This is a genomic window from Comamonas sp. SCN 65-56 (assembly GCF_001724135.1).
In the GTDB taxonomy this organism is placed as follows: domain Bacteria; phylum Pseudomonadota; class Gammaproteobacteria; order Burkholderiales; family Burkholderiaceae_C; genus Comamonas_C.
Genome location: NZ_MEDS01000001.1, coordinates 24,546 through 47,142 on the forward strand (window position 1 = coordinate 24,546; position 22,597 = coordinate 47,142).

General features: G+C 65.2%; 19 protein-coding genes and 1 pseudogene. 12 read left to right on the forward strand and 8 right to left on the reverse strand.

The annotated features are described in order from the left end of the window. Window positions 1-157: 157 nt before the first annotated feature. The 12 genes from ABS45_RS00145 to ABS45_RS00200 all read left to right on the forward strand — a co-directional run bounded on the left by ABS45_RS00145 (window position 158) and on the right by ABS45_RS00200 (window position 12,559). Complete coding sequence (locus ABS45_RS00145; protein ID WP_291551572.1) at window positions 158-481, forward strand: DUF1778 domain-containing protein; 324 nt, start codon at window positions 158-160, stop codon at window positions 479-481. Then, window positions 450-950 (forward strand): GNAT family N-acetyltransferase, encoded by a 501-nt coding sequence (locus ABS45_RS00150; protein ID WP_291551574.1) that lies wholly within the window; start codon window positions 450-452, stop codon window positions 948-950. Before ABS45_RS00145 ends, ABS45_RS00150 begins: the two co-directional genes overlap by 32 nt. Window positions 951-1,070: 120 nt before the next feature. Continuing rightward, window positions 1,071-1,595: a Fic/DOC family N-terminal domain-containing protein gene (locus ABS45_RS00155; RefSeq protein WP_291551577.1), complete on the forward strand. Its 525-nt coding sequence runs from the start codon at window positions 1,071-1,073 to the stop codon at window positions 1,593-1,595. 84 nt (window positions 1,596-1,679) lie between these two features. Continuing rightward, window positions 1,680-2,375 carry a Fic family protein gene (locus ABS45_RS00160; RefSeq protein WP_291551579.1) on the forward strand — a complete coding sequence of 232 codons (696 nt, stop codon included), beginning with the start codon at window positions 1,680-1,682 and terminating at the stop codon, window positions 2,373-2,375. Window positions 2,376-2,379: 4 nt separating this feature from the next. Continuing rightward, window positions 2,380-3,201 (forward strand): WecB/TagA/CpsF family glycosyltransferase, encoded by an 822-nt coding sequence (locus ABS45_RS00165; RefSeq protein ID WP_366246523.1) that lies wholly within the window; start codon window positions 2,380-2,382, stop codon window positions 3,199-3,201. Window positions 3,202-3,213: 12 nt separating this feature from the next. Beyond that, window positions 3,214-4,221 (forward strand): acyltransferase, encoded by a 1,008-nt coding sequence (locus tag ABS45_RS00170; RefSeq protein WP_291551582.1) that lies wholly within the window; start codon window positions 3,214-3,216, stop codon window positions 4,219-4,221. Window positions 4,222-4,403: 182 nt separating this feature from the next. Further along, a complete protein-coding gene (locus tag ABS45_RS00175) occupies window positions 4,404-5,807 on the forward strand; it encodes a mannose-1-phosphate guanylyltransferase/mannose-6-phosphate isomerase (protein WP_366246525.1) in 1,404 nt (467 codons plus the stop codon). 60 nt (window positions 5,808-5,867) lie between these two features. Then, window positions 5,868-7,418, forward strand: a complete 1,551-nt coding sequence (gene xrtD, locus ABS45_RS00180; protein ID WP_291551584.1) for a VPLPA-CTERM-specific exosortase XrtD — start codon at window positions 5,868-5,870, stop codon at window positions 7,416-7,418. Between the two features lie 101 nt (window positions 7,419-7,519). Beyond that, on the forward strand, window positions 7,520-9,940 hold the full coding sequence (locus tag ABS45_RS00185; protein ID WP_291551586.1) for a tetratricopeptide repeat protein: 2,421 nt from the start codon (window positions 7,520-7,522) through the stop codon (window positions 9,938-9,940). A gap of 6 nt (window positions 9,941-9,946) precedes the next feature. Then, on the forward strand, window positions 9,947-10,780 hold the full coding sequence (locus tag ABS45_RS00190; RefSeq protein ID WP_291551588.1) for an AAA family ATPase: 834 nt from the start codon (window positions 9,947-9,949) through the stop codon (window positions 10,778-10,780). A gap of 129 nt (window positions 10,781-10,909) precedes the next feature. Beyond that, window positions 10,910-11,683 carry a hypothetical protein gene (locus ABS45_RS00195; RefSeq protein WP_291551590.1) on the forward strand — a complete coding sequence of 258 codons (774 nt, stop codon included), beginning with the start codon at window positions 10,910-10,912 and terminating at the stop codon, window positions 11,681-11,683. Between the two features lie 129 nt (window positions 11,684-11,812). Then, complete coding sequence (locus tag ABS45_RS00200) at window positions 11,813-12,559, forward strand: hypothetical protein (protein ID WP_291551593.1); 747 nt, start codon at window positions 11,813-11,815, stop codon at window positions 12,557-12,559. A 47-nt stretch (window positions 12,560-12,606) separates the two neighbouring features. Here the strand turns inward: ABS45_RS00200 and epsA are convergent, their stop codons facing one another. From epsA to ABS45_RS00240, 8 genes and pseudogenes are all read right to left on the reverse strand, one after another. Next, window positions 12,607-13,428: an XrtB/PEP-CTERM-associated transcriptional regulator EpsA gene (epsA, locus tag ABS45_RS00205; RefSeq protein ID WP_291551594.1), complete on the reverse strand. Its 822-nt coding sequence runs from the start codon at window positions 13,426-13,428 to the stop codon at window positions 12,607-12,609. A 106-nt stretch (window positions 13,429-13,534) separates the two neighbouring features. Next, window positions 13,535-15,514: a LapD/MoxY N-terminal periplasmic domain-containing protein gene (locus ABS45_RS00210; RefSeq protein WP_291551596.1), complete on the reverse strand. Its 1,980-nt coding sequence runs from the start codon at window positions 15,512-15,514 to the stop codon at window positions 13,535-13,537. 30 nt (window positions 15,515-15,544) lie between these two features. Continuing rightward, on the reverse strand, window positions 15,545-16,252 hold the full coding sequence (locus ABS45_RS00215; RefSeq protein WP_291551598.1) for a transglutaminase-like cysteine peptidase: 708 nt from the start codon (window positions 16,250-16,252) through the stop codon (window positions 15,545-15,547). A gap of 159 nt (window positions 16,253-16,411) precedes the next feature. Beyond that, on the reverse strand, window positions 16,412-17,590 hold the full coding sequence (locus tag ABS45_RS00220) for a vWA domain-containing protein (RefSeq protein ID WP_291551600.1): 1,179 nt from the start codon (window positions 17,588-17,590) through the stop codon (window positions 16,412-16,414). A 335-nt stretch (window positions 17,591-17,925) separates the two neighbouring features. Further along, a pseudogene (locus ABS45_RS17600) lies at window positions 17,926-18,294 on the reverse strand (retention module-containing protein); the annotation flags it as partial. Between the two features lie 129 nt (window positions 18,295-18,423). Then, window positions 18,424-19,074: a response regulator transcription factor gene (locus ABS45_RS00230; RefSeq protein WP_291551604.1), complete on the reverse strand. Its 651-nt coding sequence runs from the start codon at window positions 19,072-19,074 to the stop codon at window positions 18,424-18,426. Between the two features lie 32 nt (window positions 19,075-19,106). Continuing rightward, complete coding sequence (locus ABS45_RS00235) at window positions 19,107-20,420, reverse strand: HlyD family type I secretion periplasmic adaptor subunit (RefSeq protein WP_291551607.1); 1,314 nt, start codon at window positions 20,418-20,420, stop codon at window positions 19,107-19,109. Then, complete coding sequence (locus ABS45_RS00240; RefSeq protein WP_291552113.1) at window positions 20,417-22,555, reverse strand: type I secretion system permease/ATPase; 2,139 nt, start codon at window positions 22,553-22,555, stop codon at window positions 20,417-20,419. The genes ABS45_RS00235 and ABS45_RS00240 overlap by 4 nt, the downstream gene beginning before the upstream one ends. Window positions 22,556-22,597: the final 42 nt, after the last annotated feature.

Genomic DNA, 22,597 nt, shown 5'->3' on the forward strand with positions numbered 1-22,597 from the left:
GTCTATCAACGTCTGATGAGTCAATCTTGCTTGATGCCAGGTGGGGCGCATTCCGTTGGGGGGCATGTTGACGCAATGATGGCTGGATGGAGCGGGGTTGGTGACAATTTGCCACCATCACGCTAAACTTGTGCCGTTGAATGGATGGAGCCTGAACATGACCACTTCAACGCTTGACCGTGGCCGCATCACGGCCCGTGTACCGATGGCGGTGCAGAAGACCCTGGAGACGGCCGCCAGTCTGACCGGGGCGACCCTGAACCAATTTGTCGTGCAGACGGCCTTGCGCGAGGCTGAACGCATCATCGAGCAAGAGCGCGTCATTCGCCTTTCCGCCCGTGACATGGCGGCGTTTCTGGCGGCGCTGGACAAGCCGCTGCCGCCCAATGCCGCGCTGAAAGCGGCCCTCGAAAACTTCGCCGCGCGACGCAATGATCAGACTGGAACCATTGACTGGGCACCACGACCGAAGCGGGTTTGATTGCGGCGTCGAGGTGCTCAACACCTGGTTGCAGCAGACCGCGCTGCAGCATCAGGTCAAGGGAATTTCCCGCAGCTTCGTTGCCGTGCCTGCCGATGAGGCGGAGCTGCAGTCGTGGGCGCAGTCCGGTTTCATGCTTGATGCCAGCAGCATCCTGGGCTTTTACGCGCTGAGCTCGGCTTTCGTGCTGACCGACGATCTACCCGCGAAGCAGGCCAAACGCTACCCGCGCCAAATTCCGGTCACGCGCCTGGGCTGTTTGGCTACGCGAGCCGACACGCAGGGACAGGGGCTGGGCCAGTTGCTGCTGGCCGATGCCGTGAACCGTGCCCGCACAGCGGCGCAGGCCGTCGGCAGTGCGGGTTTGTTTGTGGATGCCAAGAACGAAGCGGTTGCGCGTTTTTACCAACGCTATGGGTTTATCCCCGGCGCTGACCAACCGCTCAAGCTGTTTCTGCCGCTGTGGTGAATGGGTGCAAATGGGTGCGTTATTGGGTGTGGCTTCGAACAGGTGACCAACAAGTTGCCCTAACCGAATCAAATTAAAACATGTTTTAATTTGACGACTCGCAATGAAAATGTACTTTCAATGAACCGCAGCACCGGCGTCTACGTGACCTCCACGACCTTGGGCGAAGCAGTGCGCGCCTTTGTGCCGCATCCACTGCCGCCTGTGGTTCCTGCGTTGGCAACGGCGTCGTTCGCCCTTCTGAATCAGCAGGCGGAGCTGGCGTTGGCCCGTTTGTCCGGCGTGTCGGGTTTGGTGCCATCGGTCGATTGGCTGCTCTACAGCGCCGTGCGCAAGGAGGCCTTGCTGACCTCCCAGATCGAAGGCACGCAAGCCACGCTGACCGACCTGTTCGACGAGGAGGCGGGCCTCAAAGTCAGCAACACCGACGACGTGGCCGAGGTGGTCAACTATCTGCGTGCGCTGCGGCTGGTGCGCGAGCAGCTGCATGACCCCCAAGGGCTGCCGATCAGCGTTCGCCTGCTGTGCGGTGCGCATCGGTTGTTGCTAGGAGGCTGTCGGACTTGGAGCGTCGAAAGCGAGAATCGACCCCAGCGAGCACAGTTTTCGCCGGATTTGCAGCCCAATAGCCGAGCTATTGGGTAAAAAGACGGTGAAAAATGGGCCGATGCGGCCGATTTGCAGCCGACGATTTCCAAGTCCGATAGCCTCCTAGATGGTGCGCGTGGCGTGGGCAAGCAGCCTGGTGAATTAAGGCGCTCGCAGAACTGGATTGGCGGCACGCGGCCGGGCAATGCCGCTTTCGTGCCGCCACCGCCGGAGCGTGTGCCGCAGCTGCTATCGGATTTGGAGCAATTCGTCCATACGCAAGCGAATGAGCTTCCGCCTTTGGTCAAGACCGCGCTGATTCACGCGCAATTCGAAACCATCCATCCGTTTCTGGATGGCAACGGACGCATCGGGCGCCTGCTGATTGCGGCGTTGCTGGAGCATTGGGGCTTGCTGGAACAGCCGCTGCTGTACGTCAGCGGGTATCTCAAACAACACCAGGCGGAGTACTACCGCCGCCTGTCGGCGATTCGCGCCGAGGGCGATTGGGAATCATGGGTGGCGTTTTTTCTGGAGGGCGTGGCCGTTGCTGCGGCAGAGGCGGAAAAAAGCATCATCGCCATTGCCAGCCTGATCGCTGCCGATCGCCGTAGGCTGCTGCAATCGCCCAAAGCCAACCCGGCCAGCTACCGGCTGTTCGAGTTGCTGCCGCTGATGCCGCACTTCACCGTGGAGCGTGCGCGCCAGCAGTTGCACACCACGTTCCCGACCGCCAACGCGGCGGTGCGGGTGCTGGAGCAGCTGGGCATCGTGCTGGAGGTCACGGGGCAGAAAAAAATCGCAACTACAGCTACCAAACCTACGTGGATCTTCTGACGCAATGATGGCTGCCCCATTCATCCCCCCGGCTTCCCCGCACTCTGAGGCGCCGCGCGCGCGGCATTGCGTCACGGTGGCGGGGCTGCCCTTCGACGTGGTCGATACCGCAGGCGCCGTCGAACGGCTGTGCGCGGCGATGCGCGATGGTCAACGCTTGTTCTTGTCCACGCCCAATCTCAATTTCCTTGTCGCGGCGCAGCGCGATGGCGCCTTTCGCCAATCGGTGCTTGAGAGCGACCTGAGCGTGGCCGATGGCATGCCGGTGCTGTGGCTGGCGCGCCTGCAGGGCACGCCGCTGCCCGAGCGGGTGGCGGGCTCGACGCTGTTCGAGCGCCTACGCGCGGGCGCGGGGCAGGCGCTGCTCGGGCGGCCGATCAAGGTGTATTTTTTTGGCGGCCCGCCGGGCGTGGCCGAGGCGGCTTGCGCGGTGCTCAATGCTGAGGCGGGTTTCATGCAGGGCGTGGGCGCGCATGGGCCGGGGTTTGGCACGATCGAGGAAATGTCCACGCCCGAGGTGATTGCCGCCATCAATGCCAGCGGGGCGGATTTGTTGGTGGTCGCCCTGGGTGCCAAGAAAGGGCAGGCCTGGATCATGCACAACCGGGCGCAGCTGACGGTGCCGGTGCTCAGCCACCTGGGCGCGGTGGTGAATTTTGTTGCCGGCACGGTGCAGCGCGCGCCGCTGGCCTGGCAGCGCTGGGGGCTGGAGTGGTTGTGGCGCATCCGGCAGGAGCCGGCGCTTTTCAAGCGCTATTGGGGCGACGGCTGGGCGCTGCTGGGGCTGGCGCTGCACGCGCTGGGGCGGCGCGGGCGCGGGAAATAACTGGGGATGGCGATGGAGCAGCGCTTGCAGTGGGTGGATTACGCCAAGGGCATCGGGATCATTCTGGTGGTTTACGGGCACGTGGCGCGCGGGCTCGTCAATGCGGGGTTGGTTTCCGATCCATCTTTTCTTGTGTGGTTGGATGGGGTGATTTACGGCTTTCACATGCCGTTGTTCTTTCTGCTGGCGGGTCTTTTCTTTTTCGAATCCATTGAGAAACGCGGTGCTTTGCGCTATGTGGAAGGCAAAGTGAGTACGTTGGTGTATCCCTATGTGCTGTGGTCGCTGCTTCAGGGTGGAATTGAGGTGCTGCTGTCTGCATATACGAACTCGAAGGCGACCTGGTCTGAAGTGTTGGCACTGTTGTGGGCGCCGCGTGCGCAGTTCTGGTTTTTGTATGCACTGTTTTTTTGCAGCGTGTGCGCGGCGTTACTGTGGATGTCGCTCCGGGGGGGGAGCAGGCGGGGACGGGCGGTGGTGCTGGTCGGCGTGGGGCTCTTGGTGCTGTCGCTTTCATCTTGGATGGGCGGCACGGCCGCGACGCGTTATGTGGCTGGGTATTTCGGCTTTTTCGCGTTGGGAGCGTTGTGGTCGGTCGCGGTGCGCGATGGAGCGCGGACACTGCGTTGGCTCGGCCTGGCGGTTGGATCGATGGTCGCTTTGCAATTGGCTCGCGATGCCGGTTTGCTGGCCGATGAGCGCTGGGTGGTCTGGCTGGCGGCAGTGGCCGGATCGGCGACGGTGATGTGGGGGGCGAAATGGCTGCAAGGGCGCAGGCCAGAGGCGGGACGTCGGCTGCGCTTGCTCCAGCAACTTGGGGAGTATTCGTTGCCGATCTATCTGATGCACGTGCTCGCTGGCAGCGGTGTGCGCATAGCGTTGCAATTTGGCTTGGGTGTACAGGATCTTGCGTCGCATTTGATGGCTGGCTGTCTGGTAGGGCTGCTGGCGCCGTTGTGGCTGGCGCAGTGGCTGCGGAGAAGGGGAATGGGCTGGTGGTTTGCTGCACCGTCACGCTGACCGCGGCGCCATTTGGCGCGTGCAACGCCATTCGGACTATCGATAGCGCGCTGCAAGCGTGATAAAAACCACGGTTTGCCGGGCAAGGCGTGCATGCTGCCGCCCCGGTGCTCTTGCTGATCCATGACTTCTTCCCTTGTTCTGACGCCTGTGATCCTCTGCGGAGGCTCGGGCACGCGCTTGTGCCGCTTTCGCGCGAGGCCTATCCCAAGCAGTTTCTGGCGCTGCAGGGCGATGGCGGCTCGATGCTGCAGGAGACGGCGCGGCGGCTCGATGGGCTGTCGGCGCAGATTGCCCGGGGGCAGCCGTTGGTGGTGTGCAACAACGCCCACCGTTTTCTGGCCGCGCAGCAATTGCAGGACGCCGGTTTTGCCGCGGCGCAGCTGGTGCTGGAGCCGGTGGGCCGCAATACCGCGCCGGCGCTGACGCTGGCGGCGCTGGCGGCGCCCGCGGATGGCGTGCTGCTGGCGATGCCGGCGGACCATGTGGTGGGCGATGTGCAGCGCCTGCATGCGGCGCTGGCGGCGGCATGGCCGCTGGCCTGCGAGGGTGCGATGGTGACCTTTGGCGTGGTGCCGGACCGGCCCGAGACGGGCTATGGCTATATCCGCAAGGGCGCCGCGCTGGCCGGGGGCGGCGGGTATGCGATCGACAGCTTTGCCGAGAAGCCCGGCCTGGAGCGCGCGCAGGCGTATCTGGCCGGGGGCGAGCATTTGTGGAACAGCGGCATGTTCATGGTGCGTGCGGACCTGTGGCTCAAGGCGCTGGGGCTGTTGCAGCCGGCGATGCTGGCGGCCTGCCAGGCGGCGGTGCAGGGCGCGAGCCGGGATCTGGATTTCATCCGCCCGGCAGAGGCCGCCTTTGCCGCCTGCCCAGCGGATTCGATCGACTATGCGGTGATGGAGCATCTGCCAGGCCGTGCAGACCTGGGGATGCCGGCCTGCGTGGTGCCGCTGGATGCGCGCTGGTCGGATCTGGGCTCGTGGGATGCGCTGTGGGAGGTGCTGCCCCACGATGCTGAGGGCAATGCGGCGGCCGGGCAAACGCTGGCGGTGGATACGCGTGCCAGTTTGCTGTTTTCCCAGTCGCGCCTGGTGGCGACGGTGGGTGTGCAGGATCTGGTGGTGGTGGAGACGCCCGACGCCGTGCTGGTGGCCGACAAGCGCTGCACGCAGGACGTGAAAAAGGTGGTGGAGCTGCTCAGGACGCAGGGGCGCGGCGAGGCAGGCAGCCACCGCAAGGTGCACCGGCCCTGGGGCTGGTACGACAGCATCGATGCCGGAGAGCGCTTTCAGGTCAAGCGCATCGTAGTGCGTCCGGGCGCGAGCCTGAGCCTGCAGATGCACCACCACCGGGCCGAGCATTGGGTGGTGGTGCGCGGCGTGGCGCAGGTGACGCGCGGCGATGAAACCTTTTTGCTCAACGAGAACGAATCCACCTTCATCCCCGTCGGGCGCACGCACCGGCTGACCAACCCGGGCAAACTGGCGCTGGAGATGATCGAGGTGCAGTCCGGCAGCTACCTGGGCGAGGACGACATCGTGCGCTTCGAGGACAGCTATGGCCGCACCACGCCCGGCGGCTGATGCGGTGCATGGCTGACAGGGCTGATAGCATCGTCCCACTTTTTTGAGGAGCCCCTTCCCGTGCGCTTCACCTTCCGACTGGCCCGCAACGAGCAATTGCTGCTGCTGGGCGTGCTGCTGGCCATTGTTGCGTTCTGGGGCGGCTTGTCTGAGCTGGTGGGGCGCTGGTACAAGCAGGAGGAGTACAGCCATGGCTTCTTCCTGCCGCTGATTTCGCTTTTTCTGCTGTGGTATCGACGTGATGTGCTCAAGAAGAGCCGCGGCGCGCCTTCGGCCTGGGGGCTGGTGCTGCTCTTGGTGGCGGCGCTGCTGCTGGTGCTGGGGGAGGTGACGGCGCTGTTTCTGGCGGTGCAGTTCGGCTTTTTGCTGGCGCTGGTGGGGCTGGTGCTGTGCTATGGCGGGGTGTCGCTGCTGCGCGTGAGCTGGCTGCCGATCGCCTTTCTGCTGTTTGCCATTCCGCTGCCGTATTTCATCGATTCGCAGATTTCCTGGCGGCTGCAGCTGCTGTCGTCCAGCATGGGCGTGGGGCTGCTGCGCGCGCTGGGTTACGCGGTGTACCTGGAAGGCAACGTCATCGACCTGGGCAACTACAAGCTGCAAGTGGTGGAGGCTTGCAGCGGGCTGCGCTACCTGTACCCGCTGCTCTCCCTGAGCTTTCTGATGGCCTACATCTACCCGGCCAAAATGGTCTGGCGGGTGCTGGTGTTTCTCTCGGCGATTCCGATCACGGTGCTCACCAACAGTGCACGCATTGCCATGGTGGGCGTGCTGGTGGCGCGCTGGGGCAACGGCATGGCGGATGGTTTTCTGCATTACTTCGAGGGCTGGGTGATCTTCCTGGTCTGCCAGCTGGTGCTGATGGCAGAGATCTGGGTGATCGAGCGCTTCACGCTCAAGCGCAGCTTCATGGAGGTGCAGCAACAGATTCCGCTGCCGCCGGTGGCCACGCCCAGCGGGGTGTTCAGCGCGCGTTGGTCGCGCCCGCTGGTGGCGGCGCTGGTGCTGCTGGTGGCGGGCTGGGCTGCGGCACTGGCCGTGGGCGGGCGCGAGGAGGTGCGGCCGCTGCGCGCCAACCTGGCCACCTTCCCGCTGGAGCTGGGCAACTGGCGTGCGACGGAATCCTCGCTGTCCATCGAGGTGGAGCAGGCGCTGGGTTTCAGCGACTACGTGCTGGCCGATTACCGCGACGAGGCCGGTGACGTGGTCAATTTCTACACCGCCTATTACGCCTCGCAGCGCAAGGGCGTGTCGCCGCATTCGCCGCAGGTATGCATACCAGGCGGTGGCTGGGTGATTTCGGGCATCAGTGATCACAAGGTGGGCTTGAACGACGGCACGCCGCTGGAGGTGGTGCGGGTGGTGATCTCCAAGGACAATATGCACCAGCTGGTGTATTACTGGTTCGAGCAGCGTGGACGGCGCATCTCCAACGAGTACCTGATGAAGTGGTATCTGCTGGAAGACGCCATCTTGCGCAATCGCACCGATGGCGCGCTGGTCCGCATGGTGACGCCGATGCGCCCGGGCGAGCCTGCCGGCGCGGCCGATGCCCGGCTGACGGCCTTTGCCCGGCTGGCGGTGCCGTTGCTTGGGCCTTATGTGCCGAAGTGATTTTTGGGTCAAATTGGCCTTTGACGCATGACTGGCGTGCGCGAGCAGCTATGAATTTGATGAATTTTGAGCCCTATCCAACCGGGCTGAGGGGAAGCACGATGCAGCAATCCAATCCATCGCCGAGGGCTGCCTGGCCCAGAACCGCCGCCACTGCGCTGGTGCTGGCGCTCAGCCTGGGGCTGGCAGCCTGTTCGTCGCCGGAAGAGAAAGTCGCCTCGTTCGCCAAGAAGGGCCAGTCGTACCTGGAGCAATCCGATCTGGTGAAGGCGCGGCTGGAATTCCAGAACGCGCTGCAGATTGCGCCGAACAACGTGCCATCGCTGTATGGCATGGCGCTGATCGCCGAGCGTGGCAGCGACTGGAATCGCGCCTACGGCCTGCTGAGCAAGGTGGTGGAGCTTGATCCCAAGAATCTGCCGGCGCAGCTCAAGCTGGCCAAACTGCTGCTGGCAGCGGGGCAGGTGGACAAGGCGCTGGCGGTGAGCGATGCCGCCAGCAAGCTTGAGCCCGAGAGCGCCGACACCCTGGCCTTGCGCGCGGCGGTGATGTTCAAGCTGGGCGACCACAAGGCGGCGGTCGATCTGGCCAACCAGGCGCTCAAGCGCGAGCCCGGGCAGGTGGATGCGCTGGTGGTGCTGGCTTCGCAAAGCCTGCTCGACGGGCACGGCGAAGACACGCTCAAATACCTGGACCGGGCGCTGGAGAAGAACGAAAAGGACGTGGCGCTGCAGCTCATCAAGATCCAGGCGCTGGAGAAGCTCTCCAAGCTCGATAATGCCGAGGCCATCTTCCGCAAGCTCATCGGGTTCTACCCCGACAACAAGGTGCTGCGGCATATGCTGGCGCAGTTCTTCATGAAGCACGGCAAGCCCGAGCAGGCCGAGGCGACCTACCGCGACACCGTCAAGGCCCAGCCGAGCGATGCCGAGGCCAAACTCGATCTGGTGCGCTTCATCGGCCAGCTCAAGGGCCCGGGTGCCGCCGCCACAGAGCTGCAAGCCTTCATCAAGGCCGACCCCAAGGCCTGGGACCTCAAGCTGATGCTGGCCGGTCTGCGCCAGCAGCAAAAGCAGATGGATGCGGCGCGTGCACTGTGGAAAGAGGTGGCGGACGAGGCGGGCAAGGAGCCGGCTGGCCTGCGCGCGCGTGCCGCGCTGGCGGCGGACTTGCTCGGCAGTGGCAAGAAGCCTGAGGCCAATGCCCTGATCGCCGAAATTCTGGAGGCCGACGCGCGCAATGAGCAAGGCCTGCTGCTGCGCGCCGGCGTGGCGCTGGATGAGCGCCGGCTGGACGACGCCGTGGCTGACTTGCGCACCATTTTGCGCGATACGCCCTCGTCGGCGCAGGCGCACGCCATGCTGGGCCGGGCGCTGGAAATGCAGGGCTCCAAGGACCTGGCGCAAGAGGAATATGCGCGTGCCGCGCAAGAGGGCAAGTTCGCGCCGATATTCGCCATGCCGTATGCGGAATTCCTCATGCGCGCGGGCAAGGCGCGGCTGGTGGAGCCGGCGCTGCGCGAGACGCTGCAGGCCGACCCCACCTATCTGCCGGCCTACCAGCTGCTGGCGCAGTCTTACCTGAACAGCGGCGACCTGGTGGCGGCGCAGAAGGTGGCGGACGTGGTGGCCAAGCTGGGCAACCAGGCCGTTGCGGCCAACCAGTTGCAGGGCGCGGTGGACATGGCGCGCAACCAGTTCGACAGCAGCATTGCCGCCTACAAAAAGGCCTACGAGCTCTCGCCCGAAGAGACGCAGCCCATGGTGGCGCTGGTGGGCAGCTACCTGCGCGCCGGCAAGCTCAAGGAAGCCCAGGCCTTTCTGCAATCGGTGTTGGCCGCCTCGCCCGACAATCTGGGCGCTCGCCTGCTGCAGGCACGCCTGGCGGCGCAGGCGGGTGACGCCGAGGCCGCGCAGGCGGGTTTTGACGCCGTGCTGCAGCGCGATCCCAAGAACGCGCAGGCCTATCTGGGCCAGCTTGGCCTCTTGACAAGCGCGCAAAAGCTGGATGAGGCCGACGCCTTGCTGCAAAAAGGCCTGCAGCAGATACCCGGCGATTTCAGCCTGCGCCTGGCGCGCGCCAGCCTGATGGAGCAGCGCCACCAGCCGGAGCAGGCCATCACCCTGTACGAGCAGCTGCACAAGGACCGCCCGAACGCCGAGGTGGTGATCAACAACCTCGCCGGTCTGCTGGCGGATGCGCGCAGCACCGAGGCCGATTACAAGCGCGCCTACGAGCTGGCGCAGGGCCTGCGCGCCAGCAGCGTGCCGCAGTTCAAGGATACGGTGGGCTGGACGGCCTACCGCATGAAGCGCTATGCCGAGGCCGCCGGCCCCTTGCGCGATGCCGCCAAGGCCATGCCTGGCCTGCCGGTGCTGCATTACCACCTGGGCATGAATCTGCTGGCGCAGGGCAACAAGGAAGGCGCGCGCCAGGCCTTGCAGCAGGCGCTGGACCTGGCGGCCAAGGGTGCGCCGTTTGCCGAGGCCGATGCCGCCAAGAAGGCGCTGGCCGGAATCTGACCATCCATGTATGAGGCGTACTACGGGCTGCGCGAGAAACCCTTCTCCATCCAGCCCGATCCGGAGTTTCTGTATTTCAGCAAGCGCCACGCGCTGGCGTTCACCATGCTGCAGTACGGCATCCAGAACCGCGCGGGCTTTTCCGTCATCTGTGGCGAGATCGGCTGCGGCAAGACGACGCTGATCCGCCATCTGCTCAACACCCTGGGCGAGGAGCTCACGGTAGGGCTGGTCTACAACACCCACCAGGAGATTGCCGATCTGCTGGAATGGATCATGCTGGCGTTTGGGCAGCCCTACGAAGGCATGTCGGCGGTGGCGCGCTACGACGCCTTCCAGCGCTTTCTCATCAGCGAATACGCCGCCGGCCGGCGCGCGGTGCTGATCGTGGACGAAGCGCAGAACCTCTCGGCCGGTGCGCTCGAATCGCTGCGCATGCTCTCCAACATCAACGCCGACAAGGACCAGCTGCTGCAGGTCATCCTGGTAGGCCAGCCGCAGCTGCGCGACCTGCTGCGTCGCCCCGAGTTGCACCAGTTTGCCCAGCGCATCGCGGTGGATTTCTTCATTCCCCCGCTGACGGTGCAGGAAGTGGCACGCTACGTGCAGCACCGCCTGCATGTGGCCGGGCGCGATGAGCCCCTGTTCACCGAGGCCGCCATCGCCCTGATCGCCAAGGCCACGGGCGGCGTTCCGCGCTCCATCAACATCCTGTGCGACATGGCACTGGTCTACGGCTTTGGCGGCGAGGTACCCGTGATCGATGCCATGCTGGTGGGCGAGGTGCTGGCCGATCGCAGGGATTTCGGGGTGCTGGGAGCGACGGATTCGGCCGGCTGAAACCCGGAATCACCCGCGCTCCGGGCTGTTGCGATGCTGATAGTCCGATAGGATCATTGTGGAGAATTGTTCAGATCGATAGCATTTACTTACTTTGAATCTCGAACACGCCCAAGGAGCGCGAAGCAAATGATGAACCAGGCCGCCAAAACCCTTGCCGCAACCCTGTGCGTTGCCGCCTTCTCCCTTGCCGCGCCGCTGGCATCTGCAGCGACCGTGACCTTGCAATTCAACGGTTTCGAGAACTACGGCGGCGGTTCGGCGGGCAAGGCCGTCAACGTGACGGACACGACGCCCAGCCCGGACAAGCACTACAGTGGCAACGGCGGCGCGTTCGACGCCACGGCCAAGGCAGGCAGTGATGCAGGTTTCGTTGCGTCTGCCTATAAGGTGGGTGGCGACATCATCACGTGGTGCGTGGAGTTGGCTCAAGGCATCAGTTTCGGCAATACCTACACCTATACGCTGAACGGCCCGGGTGAAACATCGTGGTTCAGCAACCTCGAGAAACTGTTCAACCAGTTCATCACCGGTCCGATCACCAACACCACCTCGACGGCGATGCAGTTGGCAGTGTGGGAAGTGACGCACGAGGCACAGGGTTCCAAAGGCGGTGGTTTCAGTTTGGCGACCGGTTCTTTCACTGCGAATACCAGTGGTACGAATACCGGTGCCTACACGCAAGCACAAACGTGGCTGGACAATCTGAACAAAATGGTGCCGACGGTGGATTCGGGTTACCGCGCGATCAAGCTGGAAAGCAAGACGGCGCAAGACCAGGTGGCGTTCGTGAGCGTTTCCGAAGTGCCGCTGCCTGGCGCCGCGCTGATGTTCCTCTCGGCCTTGGGTTTGGGCGGCTTGGCCCGTCGCAAGTCGTCGGTGCAGATGCCGGCTGCGGCCTGAGCGTTTTGCGCGCTGATGGAAGCGGAATATCAGGGTTTGCGCTTAGTCCAATAGGATCATTGCAGTAGTCAAACGCTTTCGGTTAGCATAACGCCATAGTTTTTCTTTACCCCCGTTGGGAGTTGGATCATGCAATTGTTCAAAAAGACCATCGCTGCTTCGCTTTTTGCCGCAGCCTTCACGATGGCTGCGCCGCAGGTGTTTGCGGCATCGGTCAACCTCACCAACAATGGCGCTGTCTTCAACGGCACTGCACCCGAGATGGTGCTGCGCACGCCTGGCGGCACCGAGACGCAGATGTGGGTTGGAGGCTATACCGAGCTCGTGAATAGCGTCACTGGGACAAGTCTGTTTACCGCGGGGCAGAACATTCTCACTTGGTGCATTGAAGTGGCACTGCATAAGGGCGCCACAGCCAACTACAACGTGAATGAAGTCACCGGCGCGAGTACGCCATCGTGGGTGAGCGGGTTGGAGCAGCTGTTCACGCGTTTTGGCAGTCAAGTAACCAACGTGGTTACTTCAGCGGCCATGCAATTGGCCATCTGGGAGGTTGTGGGTGGTGACTCGACGCTGAATTTGGATGATGGCAATTTTCAGGCATCGCCCATGACTACTGGTGGCTATGTCGGGTCCAGCAACGCTGCATACACCACGGCTCAGGGCTGGTTGAATACCTTGAATACCAGTGCTCCCGTATGGAATGGTTACCGAGTCGTGACGCTGGGCTATGCTGATGATCCCAAGATGCAGGACTTGGTCACGTTCATCCCCACACCGCTGCCGGGCGCTGCGCTGATGTTCCTCTCGGCCTTGGGTCTGGGGGGCTTGGCCCGTCGCAAATCCAAGGCTGACCCGGACGCCTTGGCCGCCTGATCGGCCGACCTGATGCGATAAAAACCCCGCCGAACCCGGCGGGGTTTTTATTTGTGCGTTGGATGCGTCTGGGGGCGCATCTTGGCTACCGCTTGAGCGCGGTTGAGGACGTCCAGTTTCTTGAGGATGCGCTGCATGTGGTTTTTCACCGTGAAGGCGCTGATGTCCAGGATGACGCCGATTTCCGCGTTGGTCTTGCCCTGGCGCACCCAGTCCATGATTTCCAGCTCGCGTGCACTCAGTTCTTCGACCAAGGGGTCGATTTCTTGCGCTTCGGGTGCCGCGCTCCCGCCCGCAGCGCGCTCTGCGGGTTGTTCATAGTATTGGCCCGGCAGGTGCGCGATCTGGCGAAACGCGGCGTCGATGTAGGGCAGAAGAAAGCGCAGTGATTCCAGTGCCTTGTGGCGGTCGACGATCTCGTCGTCGCTCAGCAGCACGTAGAGGCAGTCGTGCCGGCCGCGCTGGTCCTTGATCCCGTGCACCAGGCCGATGCGCATGTCCTGGAAGGTGTGGATCGAGCTGTCGTCTTCCAGGCTCTGAAAGGCCGATTCGGTGAAGGCCTCGTTGATGAAGGGCTTGAAGCCGTGCTCCGTCCAGCGCTTGAAAAGCCAGCCGGTGAAGGGCTGCAAAGTGGTGTCGGTGAAGCTTCGGGTGCGCATGCCCGCCAGCGATGACACGACATCGTGGCAGACCAGACCGAGCGAAAAATCTCCCCATGCCGCAATGACCACCTCATGCGGTATCAATCGCTGCACGTCCTTGTGCAGCCAGTTGAACAGGGCGTAGTGGCTGTCTACCTGCAGCGAGCGCTGCATGGTTTGCAGCAAATGCCCCAGTTCTTCAACCGACAGATGGCCCAACAGTGACATCCCGGTGGTCCTTGGTGTGCTTTCAGGCTTGGGTGCGCGCGCGGTGCGCGCGGTTATCGAAGGGCAGCATTATGCGGGTATTGTGTTGCGTGTTCGCACGGGGCTTTCATGGCGCGTCCACCAAAAGGTTGGCGCCGCGCTCGCGCAGCAGCACCGCCGCCTCCGCCGCCACCAGCGCCGGCACCAGCGCCGGCACCTGCAGGCCGCGGGCGGTGTCAAGCATGGCAATCAACAACTGGCGTGTGCCCGGGCTGGCCAGCGCCTGTTCGGCAAAGTCGCCGCCCAGCTTGACATAACGCAGCGTCAGCGCATGCAGTTGCGCCAGCGCCATCGGGGATTGGTCCAGGCGTCGCAAAGCCATCCCGGCGCCGCAGGCGGTGACCTCGCGCGCAAACGTAGCCACCTCTTCCGCGTCGGTTTGCAAGGCATAGGCATCCAGCTCCAGCACCAGCCGGGCGGTGGTTTGCGGTGCTGCCGCTTGCAGGATGGATTGCACCTGTGGCTGGAACCGGGGCTGCGCCAGCGAGGGCAGCGAGATGCGCACCACCAGGGCGTCATCGGCATGCTCGGCAAGCCAGGCCAGACCGAGCTTGATAGCCTCTGCGTCGAAGGCACCCGAGAGTCCCAGGCGGACCGCGACCGGCAGGAACAAGGCGCCGCCCAGCGTCGAGCCATCGCCGGCGTGCAGAGCGAGGGATGCTTCCTGCTGCAGCGTCTGCCGCTGACCATCCAGGGCCAGCGGGCGCAGGCGCAGCGACAGCGCCCCGGGCGTGGAAAGCGCCTGCTCCAGCATCTGCTGCCATTGGCCCTGTGCCGCGACAGGCTTGCCGGTTTGCGCGTCGTCCTGGGTCAGGAACTCGACCTCGTCGTGGCCTGCGCTTTCGGCGCGCATGAGTGCCTGGTCCAGCCGCGCCAGCACCTCGCCGACGGCACTGCCGCTGGTGTAGTCTGTCAGCGCATAGGCCCAGCGGCAGCGGCGCGCATCGGCAAGCATCACGCGCAGGCCCTCCAGTGTCTGGCGGATGCGCTCGACCAGCGTCAGCGCATGCAGCCCGTCAACCCGGGGGATGAGCACGATGAAATCCGAGCCGTTCAGGCGCGCCAACTGGATCGGGTGGTCCGCGCTGCCTTCACCTGCCAGCACGGCTTTCACCTGCTGGCCGACCGTGGCCAGCCAGGCGTCCGCGCCGGCATGGTTGAGCTGGGCGTTGACGGCCAGCAGGTCGCGCTGGCGAAACAGCATCAGGTGGCCGTTGCCTCCGCTGCCGGCCGGGGCGCCGAGCATACGGCGCAGTTCGTTGATGAAATAGCGGCGATTGGCGAGGCCGGTGACCGGGTCGCTGTGCAGCTCCAGCTGCAGCGATTCAATGCGTTCGCCTTGCTCTTGCGCGGTAGCGCGCACGCGCTCGCGCGTCGCGTGGATGGCGCTGACGACGGAGGCCAGCTCGGCCACCTGCGCGGAGCCGGTGTCTGGCTCGGTGCCGAGCGCGTCACTGGATGCGGCCTGTTTGCCGATCGCCATCACCTGCGCCTCGACCTGCTGGCGCAGCAGGCGGCGAAACCAGCGGATGAGACCGGCGACAAACAGCGCCCACGCCAGGCCGGCGACCAGCACCAGCAGGGCCATGCGGGTGCTGGAGTGCCACAGCGCATCGTAGGCATAGCCGTTGTTGACGGTGAGGCTGAGCTGGCCGACCTGCTTCCAGCCGTCGCTGACCTCGCGCTGCGCACGCGGTGCGCTCAGGGGCAAAAGCTGGGCAAACCAGGCCGGAGCCTGGCCCTTGTAATGCGCCTGCGGAGCCTGTTCGCGCTCGAAGACCGGTTTGCCACCGACGTCGGTGAAGGCAATGGCATCGAACTTGCCGGTATCGAACAAGGCCATCATCAGCAGCTCGCGCGTCACCGCATCCTGGTTGGCCGGCTGTGACAGCGACAGCGCCAGTGCCGAAGCGGCGTTGTCGCCCTCGGACTCCAGCTGGCCATCAAGATACTGGCGCGCGGCGGTGACGCTCCAGCCGAGCGTGCCGACGAGGATGACGGCAAGCGCCAGCGTCACGCTGATGAGCAATCGTGAGAGCAGAGACATGGGTTGTGCCTTTCGTTCATGCCTGCGGGATCAGGGCATGAATCCTTCCTGTTGCATGCGTGCCAGCAGATCGGGCCAGCGGCTGATGCGCTCGGCCGACGTGGGCTGCTTGCCCGTTACATAAATGCCTTGGGCGTTGAAGCTGAATACCGGGCCGAGATCGGGCCGCTCGCGCGCCGGCAGGATCTCGTTGAGCATGTTGTCCAGCACCAGCGGCTCGCTTTGCGGTGTTTCATAGTAGCCCAGCACCATGTGCGCCACGCTTTGCGTGCTGCCGGCGCCGCCGATGCGCGCACGCACGTAGATGAAGCGCAGCTGCTCGCCCGCAAGGCCCAGGTGCAGCAGCGAAAAGTACTTGCCGATCACGTAGTCCTCGCAATCGCCGGCGCGCTTGCCCAGGGATTCCAGCGGCGTGGCCCAGTAATCCTGCTGGGTCCAGACGATCGAGTCTTCGGACCCCATCACGATGCGGTTCCAGAAGGCATTGACGGCCGCGAGTTGCGCCTGGCGCGGCCGGCCTGCCTGTGTCTGCAGCAGCGCAAGCCATTCGTTCAGCGCTGCCACCCCGTCCGCGCCATAGCGCTCGCGCATGCTGGCTTGCAGCTTGGCGCTATCGAACTGGAAGGCACGGGCCGCAGGCGCCAGATGGCGCCCCAGTGCCGCGAATACCAGTGCGCCACCTGCGCGCAGCAAGGCGCGGCGACGAGCGCCGTGCCATGCTGTGAGGGTGGACGTCATGACTGGCTCAAGCCGGATAGAGGCCCGTTGGATTGGCACGGGCTGCCCAGGCAGGCACTGGCTGGCGCAGATGGGCGCGAACCGCGCTGCGCCGTGCCACTGCCCGTACCGGCATCGCCTGCGGTATCGGTACGAGCGTGACGGGCGGCGTCTGGGCTTTCAGACCGGGTCCACGCCGTGTTTGCCTTGCTCGATCAGACCTTGAATGGTGTCGCCGGCAGTGCCTCCAGCACCGCCCATGCCGCCGGCACCGCCATCGCCGCCGTTTCCAATGATGGTGGGTGCAGGGGTGCTGCCTGCGCCACCGGTACCGCCAGCACCGCCCGTACCACCATCGCCACCGTTTCCGAAGACGGTTGACGGGGTGCCACCAGCACCACCGGTACCACCATCGCCGCCGAGCAGGTTGGAAACATCCCCTGCGTGTCCCTCGTCCTGCAGCAGGTCGCCGACGTTGATGCCGGGTGCGGGAGCGGGCGCAGGGCTGCCGGTGCCACCGTGGCCGCTGTCGGTGCCTTGCCCGGCCTGACCGCTGTCTCCGCCGTCGTCGAGCAAGCCGGCGAGGCTCAGGGGGGCCATCAGCGGTGCGGGCGCTGGTGCAGGTGCTGCGGTTTCAGGCGGTGCGGTGAGACCGAAGGCGCCGTCGACGAACACGGGTTGGCCCACGGGCGCATCAATGTGTTCGGGTACGGTAACCGTGGTGCCGCTGCCGTCCTTGGTGCGATCGTTGATGTCGAGCGAGCCGGTGCCGGTGGTGTTGGTGTTGTCGAAGAACCCGAGGTACTGCTTGTCCACCAGATCGCCCACGCCGACGGCGTGTACCTGTCCGCCATTGGCGGTGAGGGGGCCGAACGCATCCAGCGCGTTCTGCACGTCACGGTAGTCGGTCGAACCGGCGAAATTCACCGTATCACCGTTGTAGACCGTGGGGTTGCCGTCGGTGATGAAGTAGGTGAGGTTCTGGTAGTGGTTGTCGGGCGCGGGCGCAGTCTGGCCGGACAGCCATGCCGCTGTCTGCTCAAACGCTGCCTGGTAATTGGTGGCGCCGTTTGGGGTCAGGCTGTCGATGGCATCGCGCAATGCTTGCAGGTTGTCTGCGCCCAGATCGGAGACGCTGTACACCAGCGCAGCCCCGGTGCTGAAGCTGACCAGACCGATGTTGACCGTGCCCTGGTAGCCCGACAGGGTCTGGACGAGTTGGTCCAGCGCGGCCTTGGTGTAGTCCATGCGCGACTGTTCAAACCCTTCGGGCGTGGCTTCCATGCTGCGCGAGATATCGACCAGCAGCGCGATGTTGTAGTTGAGCGGAATGGGCTCCGGCGGGGGCGGCGGCTCCACGGGTGGAGGTGGCTCCACGGGTGGAGGTGGCTCCACGGGTGGAGGTGGCTCCACGGGTGGAGGTGGCTCCACGGGTGTGGCTCCACGGGCGGAGGTGGCTCCACGGGCGGAGGCGGCTCCACGGGCGGAGGTGGCTCCACGGGCGGGGGAGGCGGCTCGACCGGGGGGGCAGGGGGTTCCACAGGCGGAGGAGGTGGCTCCACAGGTGGCGCGGCTTCCTCGGTAATGGCAAATGCCGTCGGCAGGATGGCCTCTTGGTGGGTGGGCTCAGGCAGGGGGTAGCCGAGCGCGAGCGGCGAGGTGAGCTCGATCACGCTGCTCAGGCGCACGAAGGAGTGGTCGCCACCACCGCCGCCGCCCAGGGTGGCGGCCGTCGGTTCCAGCTGGGCCAGCGGGTCTTGCCCGGCATTGATGGCGGTGATGACGTCGTTCACCGCGGCGTCCGTGGGCGGTGTGACGGCGGCTTCGCTGGCGTGTGGCGGGGAGACCAGATCGGGGGTGAGCGCAACGTCCTGCCCCTCGCCGATGGTGACGACTGCGGCGCCGTCGGCCTGGACCTGCACACTGGCACCAGTGGCGGTGACGATTTCGGCATCGGCAGCAATGCGCATGCCTTCACGGATGGGGGTGAGGGAGCCGTCGGAACCCTTGATCCAGGCCTGGCCCGTGAGATGGGTGACGAGAACGGTGGTTGGAGCAGCCATGGTGTTTCAATCAACGCGGGTGAAAAGGCCGCGCGGGCAAGGGGTGCCCTTGCGCGGAAGATGGGCGGATCGTAGATGCCGCATCGGCCGGCGTCCATTGGCGCCGACGCCAATGCCGGGAGCGCAGGCTCAGCCGGAGATGCCGTGCACCTTGAGCGCCAGTTGCAGGCGGTCGCTGGTGCCGAGTTTCTCGAAGGTGGCCGAGAGGTGGGCGCGCACGGTGCGCTCGGTGATGCCCAGCTCGGCGGCGATGTCGATGTTGCTCTTGCCCAGCGCGGCCAGTTCAGCCACGGCCTGCTCGCGCGGGGTAAGGCCGGCGGCCCAGGCGGCATCGTCCCGGGTTTGCGGGGTGACGGGCGGCAGCCGTTGGCCGACGTCGGACAGCAGGCGCTGCAGCAGGCTGCGGCCGGTCCAGATCGCGCCGTGGGCAATGGTGTCCAGGATGCGTTGCAACTCGTCGGGTGCAGTGAGCGCGTGCGCATAGCCGCTGGCGCCCTGCATCAGGGCGTGCTGGCCCTGCGCGTCGCTGGGTCGGGTGCTGAGCACCAGCACGTGCTGGCCGTTGAACTGCGCCGCGATGGCGCGTCGCGACCAGTCGGGCAGGTCCGGCAGGCTGGCATCGAGCAGAACCCAGCGCCGCCCTTGCGTGCGCCAGGCCTGCCAGTCCGCCAGGGAGCGGCCATGCTGGGGCAGCCAGCCGTGCGCGCGCAGCGGCTGCCAGTGCTGCCACAGCGCGGCGCTGGCGGTCAGCATCAGGAGTGGCTCTGCGGGATGGGGCATGGGTTCAACGCGGTAGGGGCAGTTGGTGGCGATCAGCGCTCGGTCAAGGCATTGGCCTTGGCGCGCAGTATGGGCTTGATCAGATAGTGCAGCAGCGTGCGGCTGCCGGTGAGGATGTGGACTTCGGCGAGCATGCCGGGAATGATGGGGCGGCTGTCGTCACCCACATGGTTGCTGGCGGTGCGTACCTTGACGACGTAGTGGGCGTTGCCGCGCTCGTCGGTGACGGTATTGGCGCCGATCTGCTCGACCCGGCCCTGCAGGCCGCCGTAGATGACGAAGTCGTAGGCGGTGAACTTGACCTCGGCCTTCTGGCCATCGTGCAGAAAGCCGATGTCGCGCGGGCTGATCTGCACTTCCAGCAGCAGGGTGTCGTCCGCCGGGACGATCTCCAGGATCTCCTTGCCCGGCTGCACCACGCCGCCGACGGTGTTGGCCATCAGGGTGTTGACGGTGCCGCGCACCGGCGAGCGCACTTCGGAGAGCTTGACGCGGTCGGCCAGCGCGACCTGGCCCTGCTCCAGCGACGAGAGCTTGGCGCGGGTTTCAGAGAGCTCGACGCGCGCCTGGTTGCGCACGTTGAGCTCGGATTCGCGTATCTTGCCCTCGGCCTCCTGGATGGCGGCGCCGATGCGCCCGATCTGCGCCTGCGCCGCCTTGGCTTCGCCGCAAAAGCGCGCCACGTCGCGCTGCAGGCGCAGCAGATCGACCTCGGAGACGGCGCCGCTGCTGAGCAGGGGCTTGGTGACGGTGAGCTCGTCGTTGGTGAGCTTGCAGCTGGATTCGGCCTGGTCGCGGTTGGCCTGCGTGGCGCGCAGTTCCTGCTGGCGCTGGCGCAGCTGATCGCGCGCGATGTTGATGGTGTTTTCCAGCTCCTGCGTGCGCGATTGCCACAGGCGCCGCTCCATCTCGACGACCTGCGGTGCTTCGCGCACGAGATCGCTGGGGGCATGAAACACTTCGCCCGAGGCCAGGGCCGTCAGGCGCGCCGCCTTGGCCTGCAGGGCGAAGCGCTCCACCTTGTTTTCTCCCAGCGATGCGCTGAAGCGTGTGGGGTCGATGCGCAGCAGCACCTGGCCTTGTTCGACCTGCTCGCCGGGGTGCACCAGGATTTCCTTGACGACGCCGCCGTCCAGGCTTTGCACCACTTGCACCTGGCGGGAGGGGACGACCTTGCCCGAGCCGCGCACGACTTCATCGATATGGCCCAGGCTGGCCCAGATGAGCAGGGCCAGGACGGCGGCGAGCGATACCCAGATCAGCAGGCGCGAGCCGCGCGCCTGGGTGTGGCGCGCCGCCCATTGGGCATCGGCGGCCAGGTCGCTGGATTGCACGCGCTCGCTCATGCCTGGGCTCCGGCGCGGCCGATGCGCCCCTGTCTGAGGGCGTCGATCACGCGCTCCTTGGGTCCATCGGCGACGATGCGGCCGGAGTCGACGACGATGAGCCGCTCCACGAGGTCGAGCATGGCGGTGCGGTGGGTGACCAGCACTACCGTTTTGTGGGTGCAGGCCTGGCGCAGGCGCTGGCGCAGCTGGGCCTCGCTCTGGTTGTCCAGATTGCTGCTGGGCTCGTCCAGCAGTACCACCGGCGGGTCGTTGATGAGGGCACGCGCCACGGCGATGGACTGGCGCTGCCCGCCAGAGAGCGATTCGCCGCGCTCGCCGATGGCCATGTCGTAGCCCTGCGGGTGGCGCGCGGCAAATTCGTCCACGCCAGCGATGCGCGCCGCGTGCAACATGTCCTCGTCGCTGGCCCAGGGCGCACCCATGATGAGATTTTGCTTGAGGCTGCCGTAGAACAGCAGGGCGTCCTGCGGCACGTGGCCGATGGCGCGGCGCAGATCGGCAGGGTCGATCTGGCGGGCGTCGATATCGTCAACAAGAATAGCGCCTTGCGTAGGCTGGTAAAGCCCTAGCATGAGTTTTTCCAATGTGGATTTGCCCGAACCTATGCGCCCGATGATGCCCACTTTCTCGCCGGCCGCGATGCGCAGGTTGATGTCCTGCAAGGCCGCCTGCGTGCTGCCGGGGTAGCTGAAGCTGACGCCGCGCAGCTCGATGGCACCGCGCAGCTGCGGCCGGGTAACGTAATCCTGGTCTGCCTGGTGCTCGACCGGCATCTTCATGTAGCCGTCGATGGCTTCGAGCGAGATGCGCGCATGGTGGAACTGCATCATCAGCCCCGCCACCTGCCCCAGCGGCGCCAGACAGCGCCCGGCGATCATCGACGCGGCAATGATGCCGCCCATGGACATCTGCTGCTGCTGGATTTCATAGACGCCGACGATGATGACGGCCACGGATACCAGCTGCTGCATGGCCGCGACGAAGCCGACGGTGAAGGCCGAGGCGAGCTTGAGTTGGGTGCCGATGTGCGCAATGTATTCGGTGGAGCTTTCCCACAGGCGCTGCACGCTGCCCTGGGCGTTGAGCGTCTTGATGGCTTCCAGGTTGGTGAGTGATTCGACCAGCAGCGCGTTGCGCTGGGATGCCGCCTGGAAGGTCTTGAGCGTGAGGCTCTCCATGCGCGCCTGCGCAATGAAGGAAACGGTCAGCGCCGCGATGATGGCGACGATGGGGGGAATCAGCATCAGTGGCGAGATCCACCACATGACCAGCAAAAACAGCAGCACGAAAGGCAGATCCACCAGCGTGGTGAGGCTGGCGGAGGCAATGAAGTCGCGCACGGACTCGAAGGCGCGCAGGTTGGAGGCAAAGGAGCCGACCGAGGCGGGGCGGCTTTCCATGCGCAGGTCGAGTACGCGCTCCATGATCTGCGCGCTCAGGCGCACGTCCACGCGCTTGCTGGCGGTGTCGACCACATAGGCGCGCAGGGTGGTGAGCGTGTAGTTGAAGACGATCACCAGGCCGATGCCGAAGGCCAGCACCCAGAGCGTGTCGATGGCGTTGTTGGGCACGACGCGGTCGTACACATTGAGGTTGAACAGCGGCAGCGCGAGGGCGAAGAGGTTGATCAGCACCGCAGCCACGATCGCGTCGCGGTACAGGCGCCAGTTGTCAAGGATGGCGGCCCAGAACCAGTGCTCCACGCGTGGTGCCTGGCCTTCCACGGTGGCGCGTCGCTCGAAGTGAAACTGCGGACGCACGAAGCAGATCAACCCGGCGTAGGTCTGCAGCAATTCGTCCCGCGCCACTTCGACCGGGCTTGCCAACTCCGGGTACTGCACCAGCCAGCCGCGCTCGCCCAGGTCTTCCAGCAGTACGCAGGCGCGGTTGTTGTGCAGAATCAGAATCGCTGGCAGCAGCCCGCTTGGAACGCCCTGCAGCGTGCGGCGCACGATGCGCGTGCTGCAGTGCGCGCGGGCGGCCGCGCGGCCCAGCAAGGTGGGGGTGAGCCGCTGGTCCACCAGCGGCAGGCCATTGCTCAGGGCCTGCGCCGTGAAGGGCAGGCCGTGCAGGCGCGTGATTTCCACCAGGCATGCGAGCAGCGGGTCATCGTGCGTCACATGCGCGGGCATGCGCCATGCGCCCGAGGGTGCGGTCGACAAGGTTTCTTGCGG